Origin of the sequence: Mesonia sp. K4-1, assembly GCF_008017825.1 — a bacterium.
Classification (GTDB): domain Bacteria; phylum Bacteroidota; class Bacteroidia; order Flavobacteriales; family Flavobacteriaceae; genus Mesonia.
In genome coordinates this window covers 22,029-41,133 of the sequence record NZ_VRLS01000052.1, presented here as the reverse complement: position 1 = coordinate 41,133, position 19,105 = coordinate 22,029, and the positions used below count along the sequence as shown (strand labels likewise).

Below are 19,105 nucleotides of genomic sequence, written 5' to 3'. Positions count from 1 at the left end.
AGTTATAGAATAACCAGCTTTTCAAATTTCTCTACTTTCTTATTGGTTAGCATAGATTTAACCGTTAATTTATAAATATACACTCCTTTTCCTATCGCATCTCCAAAGTCATCTTTTCCATTCCAGGTGATTTCTCTAGATAAAAACCCTTTCGTATTTATTTGTTGGTTTCTCGTCCAAACCACTTTACCGGTAACGGTAAATACCTGTACTTGCACATCTAATAGCTCAAAAGGTCTGTTGTGGTTAAACCAAAACTCTGTATAATTATGGAATGGATTAGGATAATTTAAAACGTTGGTGATTTTTAAATCTTCATCTCCCGCAACCACAAATTGAATTTCTGCTGTGCTAGAATTATTATAAACATCCCAGGCTTTAAAAGTAAGTGTATGTAACCCCTCTTCTAAATCTCTCAATTTATAATTTACATTTCCGCGCATATAATCATCGAGCTCGGTTTCATAATAATCATTGACCACAAAAGGGTTTGTCTCATCGCCATCCAATATTGCTACCAAATCGTGACCTATACCACTGGCCGTATTTATTCCATTTTCATCTTCTAACTTTGCTAATAAAAATGGTGATGAGTTAGTCACTCCGCCAGACACAAAACTTTCATCATTCATATAAAGTTTTATTTGAGGTCCTATATTATCCTCTGGAGCATCTTCATTAATACCCCCTACTAAAATGTCATTATTATACCCTTTATTATCCTCTAACTCATTTTCTTTTTCAGCATAAAAGCTAATTCGACCATTCCCTACAGGAATTGCTATGTCTTTTGGGACTACAAAATCGAATTCAAATTTACCGTTGGTTACCGAGGCTCTTCCCCTAAAAATAATTTCACCTAACGTAGTGAAATCCATAACTAAAAGGTTATTATTACTATCGGATGTACCATCATTTCCTAAAGTTTGCCTGTCTATTCTTTTATCAAAAATTATGGTAGATAATTCTCCATTATAATTAGTCAAAACCCCACCTCCTGGATTTACCACCTCTCCAGCTACTTTAACGTAATCTAATGCTTTAAGTGTATCAATAGATTGCGAAATAGGCACATCATTTATAGCTGTTAAATTAATTTGAGGATCTGGCAGTTGAAGTTTCATCGCAGGGTCGCCCATATAAAAAATAACCCTTCCCCCTCCTCCAAGAGTATTTTTTCCTTTTCTTACGGCTTCAGCAATACTGTCGTCTCCTCCACTATAATTAAATAAGAAAGGAGCAAAATCATTATTGAAAGTCACCCCTGTAGTTACACCTATAGAACGGGTCGTGGTCACCATCGCTACCGACCCTCCTTTTTCTTTAAAAAGATTTACCTCTCCTGGGGAAAGCCTTAACGGATTATCAAAACGTGTGAAATCACAGGTTACAGTTATAAATAGGTTGTATTTATTTTCATTCTGCCAACTTTCTATATCTTGAATAGTAACCAGACGTTCTGAAGCTAATCCATTTTCGTTCCCATGACCCAAATAATTAATTACACTTGTACCCACCTCTACGGCATTCGCTATTTCCTCATTTACCTGAGGGTACCTAAAGCCACCCGAGCTAGAAACTTGCTCATAAGCATCACTATGTATTTTCTTTACATTAATAAAAGGTTTATTTGCGGAAATATCATCCCCCAAAGCATCTAATTGCACCTGTAAGCCATATCCCCCAGAACCCGATTCATCGGCATCATCTGAAATCAAGACAAAATTATTACGCCAACTCCCATAGGACTCTGCATCCTCGTAACCTATAATTTTATCTACCCATATTTTTCCAAGCTCCGGTGTATCCGCTAAAATTCTTCCTACGGCAATATCTAATTTATCCTGGGAGATCATATTACCTTCTTGAGGATCCATCATCCCAAAAAAATCATCTGATGCCGCTGAAGATGTACTCACTCCAAGACTATATAAATTTTGAAATGTAGGTACAATATTATTGTTATTCTCTAATCTATTTTTATAATCTACGGATGCATCGCCAAAAAGTCCTAAATATTTAATACGCTTAGCCGGACTAGAAGCATTGTCATATATATACTTTACAAAATTCCGAATAGCTCCAATATCTTGTTTACCTGAATTAAATTCTGTATAAATATCATCCACCAACACTACTTTTACCGCTAACCCATCACGATCTTTACGGAATTGAGCTAAACGATTAGCTTGATTCAATAAATCTTGATTAGTCACAATCAAATAATCTAAATCTTGAAAATTACCTTGACTATCTCTAAACACATTCCCTTTTAAGTTAACATTTGCTACGGATGCATCTGCCTCTTTGAGTGGAGTATATAAATCGTTATCTGAAATAGCAACATACTCTCTTCTCTCCCCCATCACAGCCTTAAAATTTAAAGTATTAGCATTTTGTGAATTAGAAATAGACTTTACATTATCTCTGTTAGTAATATCCCAGATTTGTGAAATAGACCCAGTATTTTGAATTACATACTCTCCAATTCCCGAGGTAGTCGCTGCATCATTATAAGTAAATTGCATCTGGGTGTTATCCGCAATTAATGAACGTTTAGCCTGAACCCGCAAAAAATCTAAATAAGCTAAACTAGAAGGGTTCCCCGAATTATTATAAACTAAGTCTATCGTAATTTCGTCCCCACTTACATTTATTACTTCATTAATAGCAGAACTTCTTCCGTAAATATCATCACTAATCGTAGAAAAATTTAGATCAATTAAACTTTGCCCGTTAACTGAAACATTCATCATGGTAGAACTTTCGGAAGCCGCAACCACATTACCTATAATTTGTACGGGTTCTGAGGTTACAAGATTTTTAAATGTAAACTCATAAGATTTCTCATTCTCGACATCAAAGCGATCTCCAAACCATTTTCTTCCAGCTTTAGCTATACTATATTCATCAACTTCATACACTTGCTCATCATCAAAAGTATTGATGTTCACTTGCGCACTACCTGTAGGTGCTATATAACCAGAAACCCGCAATCCATTATTTCCGCCAGAGGTTATATAATAGTAAGAGCGATCTGCATACAAATTCTGTGTAGTTTCATTTTCATCACTCCATTTATTATGCACAGCAGTTCCGTAGAATAAAATATAATCGCCTCCATCAAAACTACCGTCTTCCCCCCCTATAACCTGAATAGAGATTTGTGGAATATCATAAAATTCATTTTCATTATTTCTTAACGGAAGCATTTCTCCTCCATGTCCATATATTTTTATAGAATTAGGATTAGATAAATCAACCCCGAGACTATTTAAAAAGGTTTTAGAAAGTTTATACACTCCCGTTTTCGGCACATAAAATCTAGCCCATTCCCCAGAAGCTAGAACAGAATTAGATATCGAAGGCGTGTTGGAAACAGATGATGGCCGACCAGACAACTTAGTGTAAGAAATCGTAATAGAAGAAATTCGTTTTATTTGACCGTTTTGATTCACTAAAGGATTTACAGAAGCTACAAAATAACTATCATCTCTAGCTATAGAATTTACAAGCTTCACTTTTGGAACGGACGGGATTAATTTCTTATCTATCCTATTCAAATCTATTTTTTCATTAGACTCATAGGATACACTTTTAACTTGGTAGTTATTAATAGATCCATTTTCTTTCCATTGATAATTGTAAGTCATTTGCTTAGCGTCATCATCAATTGAAAAATTTGATTTTTCTTGAAAATCATCTGGTATTAAAATAGTTCTTTCTTGGGCAGAAACTGCTATAGTACCAATCAAAAATAAAATGTAGAAATACTTCATCATCAAATTAAACGTTAAATATATTATTGTAGTATATTTACAGCTTTCAAAAATATATTAAATAATCAACATACGATTCTTAAGCTTTAGGCGTTTATCTATTTAAGAATTACGCAAAAAAAAGTAATATATCTGCTAAATTTTCAAAACAAACTTGTTAATTTCACGTTAATTACTATATTGCAAGCCCAAAATATTTACAAACTTACTGTGATATGAGATTAAAAACTGTTTTTAAATCAATCTTTTTAATTGCTATAACTGCTTCTTTTACGGCATGTAACAACTCTGAAGATTACAAAGACAATTCCCGTGCAACCGGATGGAGGCTCGATGGAAAAGATGGTAATTTAAAATACAAAACCGACTACGACGAGCAAGAAACCGGACCTGGTTTAGTATTCGTAGAAGGAGGAACTTTTACAATGGGTAAAGTTCAAGATGATGTAATGCATGATTGGAACAACACGCCAACTCAACAGCACGTACAGTCTTTTTATATGGACGAAACAGAGGTGACTAACCGTATGTATCTTCAATATTTAGATTGGTTAAAGTACACTTTCGACCCAACCGAAGAAAAATATAGAAATATTTATTACGGTGCTTTACCAGATACTTTAGTATGGAGAAATAGATTAGGTTATAATGAAACTATGACCAATAATTACCTTCGTCACCCAGCCTATCAAAACTATCCTGTTGTAGGTGTTAACTGGATTCAAGCTACAGAATTTAGTAAATGGAGAACAGACCGTGTCAATGAAATGGTTTTGGAGGAGAAAGGTTACACAGCAAAAGGAGCAAGGTTTAAAGCTGACCCAGCCTCAACATTCAACTCAGAAACGTACATCAACGCTCCGTCTAAAGTTTATGGAGGTAACGATTCTTTAACTAAAGGAGGAAGAGCTTCAGCAAGACTTGTAGAGGTTGTAGATCAAGATTCTACTCACAACTATGTACAACGTAAAGATGGTGTATTATTACCAGCTTACAGACTACCAACCGAGGCAGAGTGGGAATACGCAGCCTTAGGAATGTCTTCAGTAAGAGAGTACAACAAATATAGAGGTAGAAAAAAATATCCTTGGGATGGACAATACACTAGAGATGGTGGTCGAAGAAAAAGAGGAGATCAGCTAGCTAACTTTAAGCAAGGTGATGGAGATTACGGTGGAATCGCTGGATGGTCTGATGATGGAGCAGATATTACTGCTGAAATCAAATCTTACTCTCCAAACGATTTTGGAATCTACGATATGGCAGGTAATGTTGCCGAGTGGGTTGCCGATGTTTACCGACCAATTGTAGATGATGAGTTTAATGACTTTAACTACTATAGAGGTAACGTTTATACTAAAAATGCGATCAATAAAGATGGTACGGTGAAAATTGTACAATCAGACAGCATTATTTTTGACACATTAAGCAATGGTAGTATTATTGCAAGAGCTCTACCTGGAGAAATCGCACAAGAACCAGTAACCTCTGAAGATACTTACTTAAGAACTCAATTCTCAAAAAGTGACAATAGAGACTTTAGAGATGGTGATGTTAGCTCAAGTAGAGATTACTCTGAAAGTGATAAAACTAGAATGTACAACTCTCCTCAACATAAAGTAAATGTACAAAAAGACAGTACTGGTAACGCTACTGGATTGGATAGACAATATGATACAGACGCTAACAGAACTACCTTAATTGATAATGAAGTTAGAGTTTATAAAGGAGGTTCTTGGAGAGATCGAGCTTATTGGTTAGATCCTGCACAAAGAAGATATTTCCCACAAGATATGGCTACAGATTATATCGGGTTTAGAAATGCAATGTCTAGAGTAGGTTCTAAATCTCAAAAAGGGAAAAGAGCTAGAGACTAATTATATTATTTACACATATCACAAAAAGCCCTTTCCTCACGAAAGGGCTTTTTTTTACCTTTCATTCTATGGATATTTCTAAACTACATCAACTATTTCTAGACAGCACAGGAGTTTCTACTGATACTCGCTCTCTAAACACGAACAATTTATTTTTCGCTTTAAGCGGAAGTCAATTCAACGGAAACAAATTTGCAAAACAAGCTCTTGATAAAGGTGCGACTAAAGCAATTATAGATGACAAAGATTTTGAAAGCGAAAATACCATCTTGGTAAATAATTGCCTTGAAGCATTACAAGCTCTAGCACATTATCATCGTAACTACCTCAAACTAAAAATTATTGCCATAACAGGTAGTAACGGAAAGACAACCACAAAAGAACTCACCACAGCAGTTCTTCAAAAAAAATATCGGGTAGTTGCCACTAAAGGAAACCTAAATAACCATATAGGCGTACCCCTCACCCTACTCTCGATGACCAAAGAAACAGAAATAGGAATTGTAGAAATTGGTGCAAATCACCAAGGAGAAATAAGAGATTTATGTAAAATTGCTAAACCAAATTTTGGCTATATCACTAATTTTGGGAAAGCTCATTTAGAAGGTTTTGGAGGAATTGAAGGTGTAATTAAAGGGAAAAGTGAACTATACAATTATCTAATTTCTAATGAAGGAACAATATTCATTAATACCGAAGATAAAATTCAAGTAGAGAAATGTAATTTCTACCAAAACACCATTAGCTTTGGAGAAATGAAAGAAGCCAATTACACCATTAGCAACCATTCTCACAACCATACAGCTTCCATTTCGCACGATAATAAAATTATCTGCTCTCAGCTCACTGGTAAATACAATAGCGCTAATATGGCTGCAGCTACAGCAATCGGACTATATTTTAAGGTAGAGTTTAACTCGATTAAAGAAGCGATAGAGAATTACGTTTCAAGCAACAATAGATCACAAGTTATTGAAACCGACCATAACACTATCATTTTAGATGCGTATAATGCCAATCCTACTAGTATGGCGTTATCTATAGAAAACTTGAATGACCTACCCTCAAAACAAAAAACGATTATTTTAGGCGATATGTTTGAAGTCGGCCAAACTTCAGATGAAGAACATCAACATATTGTAAATCTTTTAGAAAATCTAGATTTCCATTTAGCCATAGTTTGTGGTAAAAACTTCTACAAAACTCACACTGATAAAGTTATTTCCTTTAAAGAATTTAGCGATATGAAATTATACCTATCTAAACAATCACTAGAAAACAATACTATCCTCATAAAAGGATCCCGTGGAATGCAACTAGAAAGACTCTTAGAGCTATGGACATAAAAAAGGCTTCCTAATTTAGGAAGCCTTTTTTATTGTGTGGGCGCGAAGGGATTCGAACCCCTGACCCCTTGGGTGTAAACCAAGTGCTCTGAACCAACTGAGCTACGCGCCCGTGCATTATAGTAGATTAAAAAAACCTGAAGCAAACTCCAGGTTTAGTGGGCGCTGAGGGATTCGAACCCCCGACCCCTTGGGTGTAAACCAAGTGCTCTGAACCAACTGAGCTAAGCGCCCGCATATAATGCGAGTGCAAATATAATACATTTTAGAGATATCACAAGAAAAAAAATAAAACTTTTAAATTATTTCTGCTACTGTAAATGTACTTCCTCCTACATAAATAACTTCTTCTGAACCAGCATCTGCTTTAGCATCATTTAATGCCTCTGTAACAGAAGTGTACATTTTTCCTTCTAGGCCAAAAAGCGCAGCTTTGCTTGCCAATACTTTTACATCCATTCTCCTTATCACATTTGGCTGGCAAAAATAATAGATAGCGTCTGTTGGAAACATAGGAAGAAGTTGATCTAAATCTTTATCATTTACAAAGCCTAAAACCATGTGAAGCTTTTTAGGTTGTAATTTTTTTAACTGACGCAGGACTATTTCTAAACCTTCCTTGTTATGTGCTGTATCTGCAATGACCTTAGGTTGATCTTGCAATAACTCCCACCTACCTCTTAATCCTGTATTCTTAACCACATTAGCCAACCCATCTTGAAGGTTTTCGGTAGATAAATTCCAACCTTGATCTCTTAGTTGACGGACTGCTACAGCTACGGTTTGCTTATTATTTTCTTGATAATCTCCTCTTAAATCAGATTCTAGATTTACTTTCTCTTCATCTTCAGCTAATACGATTGGTGCTTTCACTTCGTTTGCTTTTTGAATGAAAACATCTTTTGATTCTGCTGAAGTTTCTCCAATAACTACAGGAATCTCTTTTTTAATGATTCCAGCTTTTTCAGTAGCAATTTGACTAATTGTATTTCCTAGAAACTGGGTATGATCCATTCCTATGTTCGTAATGATGGAAAGTTCGGGGTTTATAATATTAGTACTATCTAATCTGCCGCCAAGGCCTACTTCTATAATAGCAATATCTACATTTTCTTGACTAAAATAATCAAAAGCCATCCCTACAGTCATTTCAAAAAAAGAAAGGTGTTGTTGCTCTAAAAACTCTCGGTGTGTCGCTATAAAATCTACAACAAATTCTTTACGAATCTCTTTGCCATTAATCTTAATTCGTTCGGTAAAATCTTTAAGATGCGGAGAAGTATATAAACCCACCTTATAACCTGCTTCTTGTAAAACTGAAGCGAGCATATGACTTGTAGAACCTTTCCCATTGGTCCCTCCTACATGAATGTTTTTAAAATTATTTTGGGGTTGCTGTAAAACTTCCGCGAAAGCGAGAATATTAGTAAGGTCTTTTTTAAAGGCTGATTTTCCTTGGCGTTGGTACATAGGTAGCTGCCCAAACATCCAAGTTAAGGTTTCTTGGTAAGTCATAAAATTGTTACTCAGAAAGTTTAAACTCGTATTCGATATAACCCGTTTGCTTTACAGGGGCGTTGGCATCACTATTAAACTTAGTCGCCAAAGCTGCACGTTTTGCAGGCTCCATAAGACAGGGTGCAGTATTGGTTGTTCCCCGAGAACCAGCAACGGCGTTAATCACTTTTCCTTGTTGGTTCACTTCTATTTTTACTACTACTACACCAGACTCATTGCAGTCTTGTTGAAATTTTTCTTTATTTAAAGGTTTTCTACCTCCTAGACGGTAATTTCCATCCCCGTCCAGACCTTTTCCTTGTCCGTAGTATGAATTTGCATTAGGATCTCCATTGGGATCTCCTTTATCTCCAGCCTGATTATCATTCCCTTCACCTCCATTGGCTTTTCCATCCTTTTCCGGACCGTTAAGAATACTATTTAAAGCATCTGAAGTTGACTTTTCGGGTTGAGGATCTGGTGCTTTCTCTGGTTCTTTTTCCTTTTGAGGTTTTACCTCTTTTACTGGGTCTTGAACTTTCTTTTCCTTTTGAGATTTATCTTTTTTTGGCTCTTTTTCTTTTTCGATTACAGGAGCTTCTTCGGTATCTTGCGTAGCCACTTCTTCCTCTGACGGAGTACTCATTTCTTCTTGAGGCTCGTTAGGTGGTGTTGTATTTTGCTGGGGTGCCGATTTTATAGGCTCTGTAGGTTGAACATCACCTGAACCAACACTACTCGTTCCAAAATTGATCGCAATCCCATTTTCTGGTGGCGGATCTAAATAAGTGAAACCAAAAAACAATAACAATAAAATAAGACCCACTGATATTACCGTAGTAATGATAGCAGACTTCTTCTCGTATTTGGTTTCTAGTAAACTCATATTTATGGCTTTACAGCTAAAACTACTTTATATTTATTTCTTTTAGCAATATCCATCACGCTTACTGCATTCTGAATAGGCACACTTTCTTCTGCGCGTAAAATAATGGTAGGATCTTCTTCTCCCGATAATCTTTTTTGCAACTCTAGCTCCAATTGATCACTAGATACCTGATCTGAATTAATAAAAATTTCTAAGTCTTTATTAATGCTTACCGCTAAACTTTGCACATTACTTGTCTTCCCTTTTGCTTTGGGAAGAATAAGATCTAAAGCCTCTGGTGTAATTACCGGAGATGTTAACATAAAAAAGATAAGCAAGAGAAAAACGATATCTGTCATAGAAGACATGCTAAACTCAGGACTCACTTTGTTTCTTCCTCTTAAGTTCATATTATGCTGGTTCGTTTAGTAAATCTAGAAAATCGACTGCAGTAGCTTCCATTTGATGCACTACTTTATCGGTTTTCACTACTAAGTGGTTATACCCAATATAAGCAACGATTCCTACAATTAGTCCGGCAACTGTAGTTGTCATAGCGGTATAAATCCCTTCTGCTAACGACCCCATTTCGGCTTGACCGCTGCTGGTAGCCAATTCGTGGAAAGCTAAAACCATACCAATTACAGTTCCTAAGAATCCTATCATAGGTGCAGCACCAGCAATGGTAGCCAAAACACTTACGTTTTTCTCTAATTTATACACTTCTAACCTTCCTGCATTCTCTATAGCGGTATTGATATCCTCTAACGGACTACCAATACGTGATATTCCTTTAGCCGTAAGTCTAGCTACAGGGGAATTTTCTTGAGCACAACGTATTTTTGCACCTTCAATATTGCCTGTTGCCACATTATCTTTAATTTGATGCATGAAATTAGCATCTGTTTTTGATGCTGCTTTTACCGCAAAAAGACGTTCGAAATAAATATAAATTGCAGCAACAAAAAGAACAAAAAGAATAGAAATAATAATCGTACCCCCTAAGCCTCCACTAAAAAGTAAATCCATAAAAGAAAGTGTCTTTTCCTCTACGACAGTCTCTCCATTTTGAGCAGCAGCTTCTGCAGTTTCTTGTAAAGTAATCGCCAACATAAGTTTTTTATTAAGTATCTAAATTAGTAACGAAAAAAAGGATTATAAATTATATTAATAGTTAAAGCTAAGTTATAATTTTCTTTTACAGAAAAAATAACACACCTAAATAACCAATAATACTCAACACAATAGTATAAGGTAATGCCATTTTTACCATTTTACCGTAGCTCAAATTAATAAGCGGTGCTAAAGAGCTAGTTAACAAAAATAAAAATGCAGCCTGACCATTGGGTGTAGCTACACTTGGCAAGTTAGTACCGGTATTGATCGCTATTGCTAAACGACGAAATTGATCTGCAGAAATTTGACCTGCATCAAAAGCGTTTTTTACCTCTCCTATATATACCGTCGCCACAAACACATTATCACTTATCATCGATAAAACACCATTTGCTACATAAAATACTACTGGCTGATGATCAGGTTCTAATGATAACGCCCAATTAATAATGGGGTGAAATAAATGTTGATCATGAATCATAGCTACAATTACAAAAAAGACTACAATTAAGCCTGTAAACGGTAAGGCTTCTTCAAAGGCTTTTCCTAAGCTATGTTCTTCAACTATACCCATAAAAGCGGTTTGAATAACGATAAGTCCCAAACCTATAAAACCGACAGGTGCGATATGAAATGCAAGTCCGAAAATGAGAAACACCGCTGAAATCGCTTGGATGATTAGTCCGTATTTTTGCGAAGGGGTACGATTCCTATCCTTTTCTAAGGTATAATTTTCTATAATAGTTCTTGCAGGCCGCGGTAGTTTTCTTCCAAAACCAAAAGTCTTTGTAGTTTCTAAAAATATAGTGGTGAACATTCCAGCCACTAGAACAGGAAGAGTAATAGGTGCCATATGAACAAAAAAGGCAACAAAGTCCCAGCCCATCTTTTCTCCAATCAATAAATTTTGTGGTTCTCCCACTAATGTACAAACTCCTCCTAAAGCAGTACCTACTACCCCATGCATAATAAGGCTTCTTAAAAAGGCCCTAAATTCTTCAAGGGTTTCTCCACTCAACTCTTTACGGTCTAATATACCGCTCGCATTATAGTCGGTGTCGGCAGATTGGATTTTATGGTAAATCCCATAAAATCCAACCGCAACACTTATAAGAACAGCCGTGACAGTCAAAGCATCTAAAAATGCAGATAGAACTGCAGATAAGGTTAAAAACAAGAGCGACAAAATCACTTTTGATTTCACTTTTATAAATACCTTACTAAAAATATACATGAGTAAAGGCTTCATAAAATAGATCCCAGCCACCATAAACATCAGTAAAAAGATGACTTCAAAATTTTGAATCACTTCTACTTTTGCAGCTTCTGGGGAAGTTAACCTAAGTACCAATATTTCTATCGCTAATAAACCACCCGATTGCAGAGGGTAACATTTTAAAGCCATAGCGAGTGTAAAAATAAACTCTGCTATAAAAAACCAAGCAGTAAGGGTTGGCCCTAAAATGTAAAGCGAAAAAACATTAAAAATGAGAAAGAAAACTATGGTATACTTAAACCATACAGGGCTACTCCCCAAGAAATTTTTTAACATGACGATAAGATTGAAACGATAAGCCCAAGGCTTACACCAATTGTTTTAAAGCTATTTCAAAAGCTGTTTTACTAATATTCGTTTTATCGCTATTATGATCGAATGTATTTTGAATAGCATTTTTGATCGTCATAGAAGTATCATTAAAGATAGCCTCATCGGTCATTTGCACTTTTCTCTCCATAAAGTAAGCAAAAACTCTTGCCATACCACAGTTAGAAATAAAGTCTGGAATTAAACTTACACGCTCATCAGTGTATTCCATAATATTCCCAAAGAAAATTTCCTTATCAGCAAAGGGCACATTCGCACCACAAGAAATCACTTCTAATCCACTCTCTATCATAGATGAAATTTGCTCTTTGGTAATTAATCGAGATGCTGCACAAGGCGCAAAAATCTCTGTATCTAAATTCCAAATTTTTTCATTGATTTCCGTAAACGGAATCATTTGATCTGAGACTAGAGTATTCCCATCTTTATTTAAGAAAAGTTGCTTAATTTCTTCAAAAGAGAAACCTTCTTCATTAATCAATCCGCCGTCTCTATCGATAATCCCAACTACTTTTGCTCCCATTTGAGCTAAGTAATAAGCTGCCGCAGATCCCACATTTCCAAATCCTTGCACCACTGCACGCTTTCCTTTTACTTCACCACCGTAGATCTCATAATAATGTCTTACACCTTCCGCTACTCCGTATCCTGTAATCATATCGGCAACGGTGTATTTTCTTGATACATCTGGTGAGAAATCGGTATTTTCTAATACTTTGATTACACCCTGACGTAATTGTCCGATTCTATTAATCTTGTCGGCTTCAGTAGGTTGAAAATGTCCTGAAAAAACACCTTCTTGAGGATGCCATACTCCACAGCTTTCTGTGATAGGAATTACTTCATGAATTTCATCTACATTTAAATCTCCTCCCGTTCCGTAATAACTCTTCAGTAAAGGAGAAACGGCTTTATACCATCTTTCTAAAACACCTTTTTTTCTAGGATCATGCGGATTAAAATTGATTCCCGATTTTGCACCACCAATTGTCGGTCCAGATACGGTAAATTTCACTTCCATGGTTTTGGCTAATGACAATACTTCGTTCATATCTAAACCTTCACGCATACGGGTTCCCCCTCCAGCTGCTCCGCCTCGTAGTGAATTAATTACCGTCCAACCTTCTGCCTCAGTTTCAGAGTCTTTCCAGTTAAAAACTATTTCTGGTTGTTTATTTTCGTAGAGTTTAAGTAGTTCTTTCATAAGTAGGTTAATTTTTTGCTTCGCAAATATAAACAAACCAAAATGTTAAGAAGACTTTAACGCTTAGAAATTTAAGGAAGAAACACCTTGCCTGATGAATGGTTTTTTGAAGCTCCAGTAACCGATTTAAGGACATTTACTTCCTTTTCCAGTTTTAGCACTCCTAAAAAACCAAAGATTAAAGCTTCTTTAAACTCTACAATTTCTTTAGAAGGGATGATCACTTCTACGACACTCATCGATTTTAAAAATTCAATAAGTGTTTTATTATATGCTCCTCCCCCAGTAACCAATACTTTTTTAGAGGAGTCCTTTGCTAAATTATTGGCTATTTGCTGAGCTACATGATAGGTGAAAGTGGCTATTTTATGAGGTGCAGGAATATGAGTTTCTTCCAACAAAGGCATTATATCTTTTACCACCCACTCTACTCCCAACGATTTAGGCGGTGATTTTTGATAAAAACTGAGTTCATTCAATTTTCTCAATAAGTCTTGATCTATTTCTCCCGAAGCAGCTATTCTTCCATCTTCATCATAATCTACACCCATCTTTTGAGATAACACATTAAGTACTGTATTTACAGCACAAATATCATAAGCTAAGCGACTTCCATTTTCTTCCAATGAAATATTTGCAAAACCACCTAAGTTTAAGCAATAATCAAATTCCGTAAAGAGCATTTGATCTCCTATAGGAACTAACGGCGCTCCTTGTCCGCCCAATGCTACATCTTCTACCCTAAAATCACACACCACTCGCATTCCTATTTTTTGAGCTAATACGGGTAAATTCCCTATTTGAATAGTGATTCCCGCCTCAGGTTGATGCAAGACTGTATGGCCATGAGAACAAACAGCTTCTAAACTGCTTACAAAAATGCTATGCCGGCTTAAAAATGAGGAAATAACCGCAGCCAGCTCATCGGTATAAGCAACATCTAGATGAGTTATTTCTTCTTTAGACAACCGTGAGGCTTGAGCTAATCTATCTTTCCATTCCTTAGAGTAAGCTAAGGTTTCTGCCAAGATGATATTAAAACCCCAGCCTTCTTTAGATTTTACAAAATCTATAAGCGCTAGGTCAATTCCGTCTAAAGAGGTACCCGACATGACACCTACTACCCGATAAGTTAAGTTTTCCATATCCGTAAAATTAAAGGTATTTGATTGAATTTTTAAACTCGAAGAAGTATATTTGCCACGTTTTATTAAATTTAAATCAACATCCAATGGATTTTAAGTTAACAGAAGAGCATTTAATGATAAGAGATGCTGCAAGAGATTTTGCTAAAAATGAGTTACTTCCTGGAGTAATTGAAAGAGATGAGAAACAGGAGTTCCCTACCGAGCAAGTAAAAAAGATGGGGGAGTTAGGTTTCTTAGGAATGATGGTATCGCCAAAGTATGGCGGTGGCGGGATGGACACAGTCTCTTATGTCTTAGCCATGGAAGAAATTTCTAAAATAGATGCTTCTTGCTCTGTTATAGTTTCTGTCAACAACTCATTGGTTTGCTGGGGACTTGAAACTTACGGTAATGAAGAGCAAAAGAAAAAGTACCTTACCAAGTTAGCTACAGGAGAATCTATTGGAGCTTTTTGTTTAAGCGAACCAGAGGCAGGTAGTGATGCTACATCGCAAAGAACTACAGCGATAGATAAAGGTGATCACTATATCCTTAACGGAACAAAAAACTGGATCACCAATGGTAATAGCGCAGATTATTATTTAGTCATTGCCCAAACCGATAGAGAGAAAAAGCACAAAGGAATCAATGCCTTTATCGTTGAAAAAGGAATGGAAGGTTTTGAAGTAGGTCCTAAAGAACAAAAATTAGGAATCCGCGGAAGCGACACCCACACCCTTAACTTTAACGATGTTAAAGTACCAAAAGAGAACCGTATAGGAGAAGATGGTTTTGGCTTTAAATTCGCTATGAAAACCCTTTCAGGAGGTAGAATTGGGATCGCCGCACAAGCCTTAGGAATAGCAAGTGGAGCTTACGAATTAGCCAGAGATTATTCTAAAATTAGAAAAGCTTTTGGAACAGAAATTTGTAACCATCAAGCTATCGCCTTTAAATTAGCTGATATGCACACCCAAATTTCCGCAGCAAGACACTTGGTGATGAAAGCTGCTTGGGACAAAGATCAAGGAAATAATTATGATATGAGTGGCGCTATGGCCAAACTTTACGCTTCTCAAGTTGCTATGGACACGACTGTGGAAGCCGTACAAGTACACGGTGGTAATGGTTATGTAAAAGAATACCATGTAGAGCGCTTAATGCGAGATGCAAAAATTACTCAGATCTACGAAGGAACTTCAGAAATTCAAAAAATTGTAATTTCTAGAGGTCTCTTAAAAGACTAGTAATTACAACTTTTTATATATAAAACCTCATCACCACGATGGGGTTTTTTTTTAACGTATTCTAAAAAAAATGCAACCCTCTCTACAGTTCAACTAATCAATTAACCCTTTAAACGAAAAACCTTGAAAAGATAGTTTTTAAGGTTTAAGAACTTATACATTTAGCGCTAATTACTTAAAAAAGAGTTCTAACCAATTTTATTTGAATGAAAAAAGTTTACTTTGCGCTGAGTTTAATTTTATTTATCTCTAGCTATTCTTACAGTCAAATTACAGGAATCTATACGGACTACCAAGGTTTCTGGGAATCCAATTCTGGGAGCATTAACAATACCAAACCAGATAATTCACATCTCTTATTAGGATTTAAGTTTAACGGAACAACTTACTCAACAGGGGTAAATGATGCTGCTTTAACTGCAAACGGTGTAACTGGATTTACCGCAGATAATTTTAGAGGACTTCCACTTTCAGGATTACCTTCTAGTGCCACTGGAGGATCTTATTTTGTGGGATTAGGTCAACTTTACGACGGATTAGATAACGCAATGGACAACGACCCTAGCAACCCTTTTAACCCTATCACTTCTGACGCAGATCTAGCTTACTTCCTAACCGATGGAGATAAAGGGCTTGATTTAGGAACAGGTATCGCTAATACACCAACTGGACAAGAGGTTCGCTTTGATTTAAGTAGCAATAAAATTACCTCAGCCGATATTAGTGACGGTATTCCAGACATCGTGGTTTCTAATATAGCTAACCCTAGCGGTAGTAACAATGATAATTTAAAATTTATTGATGGCTCGGGAGCCACAGTAGGAAACCCAGTTAGTATCAATATGAGCAGCAGCTCTACCAGCCCAATAGTTGGAAGCTGGTTAGTAGATTTTTATAACTTTAACAGTACTTCTGGAGGAGGTGGTTATGTAAAAACCCAAAGAAATTTACGTTTTTTACCGATTGAATTATCTCAATTTGGTATTACAACTACAAATTCTTCTCAAGTAGTCGCTCTTATTTATACTGCAGGAGGAACATCTGACCCCGCATTTATTGCTTACAATGAACAATCTATCGGTGTAGCGAGTAAGCTTGCTATCTTAGCTCAACCTACAGATTCTGAATGTGACGGAACGATGAATTCTAATTTTCAAGTAGAAGTTCAAGATTTTAATGGAGCCTTTATTCCACAAGCTGGTTTCCCTATTACTGCGTCAATATATTCAGGTCCTGGTGAACTTTTAGGGACGACCAAAAAATTAACGGATGCAACAGGAAAAGTAATCTTTGATAATTTAGAATTTGAAATTGGAGGAGATCACAAAATTATATTTGAAAGCTCTAGTTTAGAACCGGCCATTACAGACAATATTGTTCAAAAACCCTCTTGTGGAGATACCACTTGGACAGGAGCTATAAGTAGTGACTGGAGCAATCCAAGTAACTGGGATAATGGCGTACCTAATGCTAATGTTAATGTATTTATTCCTCAACACAATGCACCAGACCCTATCCCTAACTACCCTATTTTAAATATAGATGCTGGAGTTAAGAATTTAACAATGAGTCCAGGAGCTTCGATTAATCTTAACGGATTTTTATTTGCTATCGAAGGATTAGTAACTCAAATTGGAGGAAATAGTTTTCTAGACGGTAGCACACCAGGATCCAATTTATATTTTTCTGGAGGTTCTGCACAATCAATAGATAGCGGACTTCTCAATGGAAATCTAGCTCAACTAACTATTGAAAACTCGGCTGGAGTTGCCCTTAATACCACACTATCTATATCAGAAGTATTAAAAATAAAACAAGGGAATTTTAATACAAACGACAACCTTACATTAGTATGCGATTTCGCTCAGTTAGGAGCTGCTCAAGTTGATCGTGTTGAAGGTTCTATATCTGGTGAAATGACCATCGAACAATGTTTCCCAGCACGAAGAGCGTTTAGACTTGTATCTTCACCTGTTACCACGTCTAATTCAATAAGAGCCAATTGGCAAGAAGGTGCCTCTGGCTACCTAGACAACCCTAACCCTGGATATGGAACCCATATAACCGGACTTGGACCTAACCCAAATACTACTGCTGACGGGACGAACGGTTTTGACTATAACACAAGTGGAAATTCATCTTTATTCACATTTGATAATACTAACGCTAGCTGGACTGCTATCCCAAGCACCTTGGTACCCTTAAACGCAGGTAACCCTTATCGTTTATTTGTTAGAGGAGATAGAAGTATTAATATTTTAAATAACTCAGCTACCCCAGAAGATACAAAAATAAGAGCTACGGGGGATATCCAAACAGGCACAGTAACCTTAACCAATTTTAATGCTAGTGAAGGAGCCTATAATTTCTTTGGAAATCCTTATGCCGCTGCTGTAGATATGAGAAAAGTCTTTAACAACCCACTAACACTTAACACTACTAGAAGTTATTATATTTATGACCCTAACTTAGGAGGAAGTCCAACGGTTGGTCAACCTGGAGGAAGAGGTGCTTTTGTCGCTATAGATTTAGATGATTTATCAAGTTCTGTTTTACAAGGAGCATCAGGAACTTCTGAAGCAAATCGTTTCTTACAACCTATGCAAGCTGCATTCTTTATTACAAGTAATGAATCTGTAGCTCCACAATTGGTATTTAGAGAAAGTGATAAAAATGTTGAAGCAACTGCTACCGATGTTTTCAGACCCGCTTCATTAAATTATAATAGTATTGCGATCAATCTTTATACTCAAGAAGCATTTACTAACCAACAAAGTCCATCAGACGGTTTAAGAATTAGTTTCGCGCCTCAGTTTGATAACGCTGTTAATTATAGTGATACTCCTAAAATGGGTAATTTAGATGAAAACATAGCACGATTAGACAATCAAAACTACCTAGCCATTGAAAAAAGAGAGTTACCTACTGAAAATGAAGAACTACCTTTATTTATTAATCAATACCGTTATGATGACTACGTGTTAAGTATTAATTTAAATGAAGCTTTTGAACATAAGCTATATTTAGATGATGCCTACCTTCAAACTTCTACTTTACTAGGAACAGGAAACAACGCTATTGCTTATCAAGTAGATGCTTCTATTCCTGCAAGTATATCAGGTACAAGATTTACATTGAGATTTGGAGAAGCTAATTTAAATACTGATGCTCAACAAACGGCAGACTTTTACATTTACCCTAATCCAATATCAAACAATACACTGCATATTGAATTACCACAAGCTTACAGCAGTAACAAACTTAACTTGGATATGTTAAATGTAATGGGGCAAAAAGTCCTAAGCAAAACTGTAAACACTACAGGGAAAAGCAAAATTTCACTTAGTAATTTAGCTCTTCCTTCTGGTATTTACTATTTAACGATTACCAATAATGAGAATGGCGTTCAACACACTACTAAAGTTATTAACCCTTAAA

General features: G+C 36.1%; 12 protein-coding genes and 2 tRNA genes. 4 read left to right on the top strand and 10 right to left on the bottom strand.

Annotation, left to right across the window (positions count from 1 at the left end; all coding sequences use genetic code 11):
- Positions 1 to 2: 2 nt before the first annotated feature.
- Complete coding sequence (porU, locus tag FT986_RS08310; RefSeq protein ID WP_147864677.1) at positions 3 to 3,782, bottom strand: type IX secretion system sortase PorU; 3,780 nt, start codon at positions 3,780 to 3,782, stop codon at positions 3 to 5.
- Positions 3,783 to 3,994: 212 nt separating this feature from the next.
- Here porU and gldJ point away from each other — a divergent pair, with 212 nt between their 5' ends.
- A complete protein-coding gene (gene gldJ / locus FT986_RS08305; protein ID WP_147864676.1) occupies positions 3,995 to 5,656 on the top strand; it encodes a gliding motility lipoprotein GldJ in 1,662 nt (553 codons plus the stop codon).
- Between the two features lie 68 nt (positions 5,657 to 5,724).
- A complete protein-coding gene (gene murF, locus FT986_RS08300) occupies positions 5,725 to 7,002 on the top strand; it encodes a UDP-N-acetylmuramoyl-tripeptide--D-alanyl-D-alanine ligase (protein ID WP_147864675.1) in 1,278 nt (425 codons plus the stop codon).
- Between the two features lie 37 nt (positions 7,003 to 7,039).
- On the opposite strand, the gene FT986_RS08295 is transcribed toward murF, so the two are convergent.
- The 9 genes from FT986_RS08295 to FT986_RS08255 all read right to left on the bottom strand — a co-directional run bounded on the left by FT986_RS08295 (position 7,040) and on the right by FT986_RS08255 (position 14,438).
- Positions 7,040 to 7,114 (bottom strand) — tRNA-Val (locus FT986_RS08295).
- Between the two features lie 47 nt (positions 7,115 to 7,161).
- A tRNA-Val gene (locus FT986_RS08290) sits at positions 7,162 to 7,236 on the bottom strand.
- A 63-nt stretch (positions 7,237 to 7,299) separates the two neighbouring features.
- Positions 7,300 to 8,517: a folylpolyglutamate synthase/dihydrofolate synthase family protein gene (locus tag FT986_RS08285; RefSeq protein WP_147864674.1), complete on the bottom strand. Its 1,218-nt coding sequence runs from the start codon at positions 8,515 to 8,517 to the stop codon at positions 7,300 to 7,302.
- A gap of 7 nt (positions 8,518 to 8,524) precedes the next feature.
- Positions 8,525 to 9,385 (bottom strand): energy transducer TonB, encoded by an 861-nt coding sequence (locus tag FT986_RS08280; protein WP_147864673.1) that lies wholly within the window; start codon positions 9,383 to 9,385, stop codon positions 8,525 to 8,527.
- 2 nt (positions 9,386 to 9,387) lie between these two features.
- Positions 9,388 to 9,777: a biopolymer transporter ExbD gene (locus tag FT986_RS08275; protein ID WP_111539419.1), complete on the bottom strand. Its 390-nt coding sequence runs from the start codon at positions 9,775 to 9,777 to the stop codon at positions 9,388 to 9,390.
- Between the two features lies 1 nt (position 9,778).
- Entirely contained in the window at positions 9,779 to 10,480 is a 702-nt protein-coding gene (locus FT986_RS08270) for a MotA/TolQ/ExbB proton channel family protein (RefSeq protein WP_111539420.1), read from the bottom strand.
- An 85-nt stretch (positions 10,481 to 10,565) separates the two neighbouring features.
- On the bottom strand, positions 10,566 to 12,035 hold the full coding sequence (nhaB, locus tag FT986_RS08265; RefSeq protein ID WP_147864672.1) for a sodium/proton antiporter NhaB: 1,470 nt from the start codon (positions 12,033 to 12,035) through the stop codon (positions 10,566 to 10,568).
- 31 nt (positions 12,036 to 12,066) lie between these two features.
- Entirely contained in the window at positions 12,067 to 13,293 is a 1,227-nt protein-coding gene (locus tag FT986_RS08260; RefSeq protein ID WP_111539422.1) for a Glu/Leu/Phe/Val dehydrogenase dimerization domain-containing protein, read from the bottom strand.
- A gap of 71 nt (positions 13,294 to 13,364) precedes the next feature.
- On the bottom strand, positions 13,365 to 14,438 hold the full coding sequence (locus FT986_RS08255) for an anhydro-N-acetylmuramic acid kinase (protein ID WP_147864671.1): 1,074 nt from the start codon (positions 14,436 to 14,438) through the stop codon (positions 13,365 to 13,367).
- A gap of 86 nt (positions 14,439 to 14,524) precedes the next feature.
- Here FT986_RS08255 and FT986_RS08250 point away from each other — a divergent pair, with 86 nt between their 5' ends.
- Both FT986_RS08250 and FT986_RS08245 read left to right on the top strand, forming a co-directional pair.
- Positions 14,525 to 15,667: an acyl-CoA dehydrogenase gene (locus FT986_RS08250; RefSeq protein WP_147864670.1), complete on the top strand. Its 1,143-nt coding sequence runs from the start codon at positions 14,525 to 14,527 to the stop codon at positions 15,665 to 15,667.
- A gap of 206 nt (positions 15,668 to 15,873) precedes the next feature.
- Positions 15,874 to 19,104 carry a T9SS type A sorting domain-containing protein gene (locus FT986_RS08245; RefSeq protein ID WP_147864669.1) on the top strand — a complete coding sequence of 1,077 codons (3,231 nt, stop codon included), beginning with the start codon at positions 15,874 to 15,876 and terminating at the stop codon, positions 19,102 to 19,104.
- Position 19,105: the final 1 nt, after the last annotated feature.

Coding starts and splice junctions, on each gene's coding strand:
- porU (WP_147864677.1), bottom strand. CDS start 3,782: ATGATGAAGTATTTCTACATTTTATTTTTGATTGGTACTATAGCAGTT.
- gldJ (WP_147864676.1), top strand. CDS start 3,995: ATGAGATTAAAAACTGTTTTTAAATCAATCTTTTTAATTGCTATAACT.
- murF (WP_147864675.1), top strand. CDS start 5,725: ATGGATATTTCTAAACTACATCAACTATTTCTAGACAGCACAGGAGTT.
- FT986_RS08285 (WP_147864674.1), bottom strand. CDS start 8,517: ATGACTTACCAAGAAACCTTAACTTGGATGTTTGGGCAGCTACCTATG.
- FT986_RS08280 (WP_147864673.1), bottom strand. CDS start 9,385: ATGAGTTTACTAGAAACCAAATACGAGAAGAAGTCTGCTATCATTACT.
- FT986_RS08275 (WP_111539419.1), bottom strand. CDS start 9,777: ATGAACTTAAGAGGAAGAAACAAAGTGAGTCCTGAGTTTAGCATGTCT.
- FT986_RS08270 (WP_111539420.1), bottom strand. CDS start 10,480: ATGTTGGCGATTACTTTACAAGAAACTGCAGAAGCTGCTGCTCAAAAT.
- nhaB (WP_147864672.1), bottom strand. CDS start 12,035: ATGTTAAAAAATTTCTTGGGGAGTAGCCCTGTATGGTTTAAGTATACC.
- FT986_RS08260 (WP_111539422.1), bottom strand. CDS start 13,293: ATGAAAGAACTACTTAAACTCTACGAAAATAAACAACCAGAAATAGTT.
- FT986_RS08255 (WP_147864671.1), bottom strand. CDS start 14,438: ATGGAAAACTTAACTTATCGGGTAGTAGGTGTCATGTCGGGTACCTCT.
- FT986_RS08250 (WP_147864670.1), top strand. CDS start 14,525: ATGGATTTTAAGTTAACAGAAGAGCATTTAATGATAAGAGATGCTGCA.
- FT986_RS08245 (WP_147864669.1), top strand. CDS start 15,874: ATGAAAAAAGTTTACTTTGCGCTGAGTTTAATTTTATTTATCTCTAGC.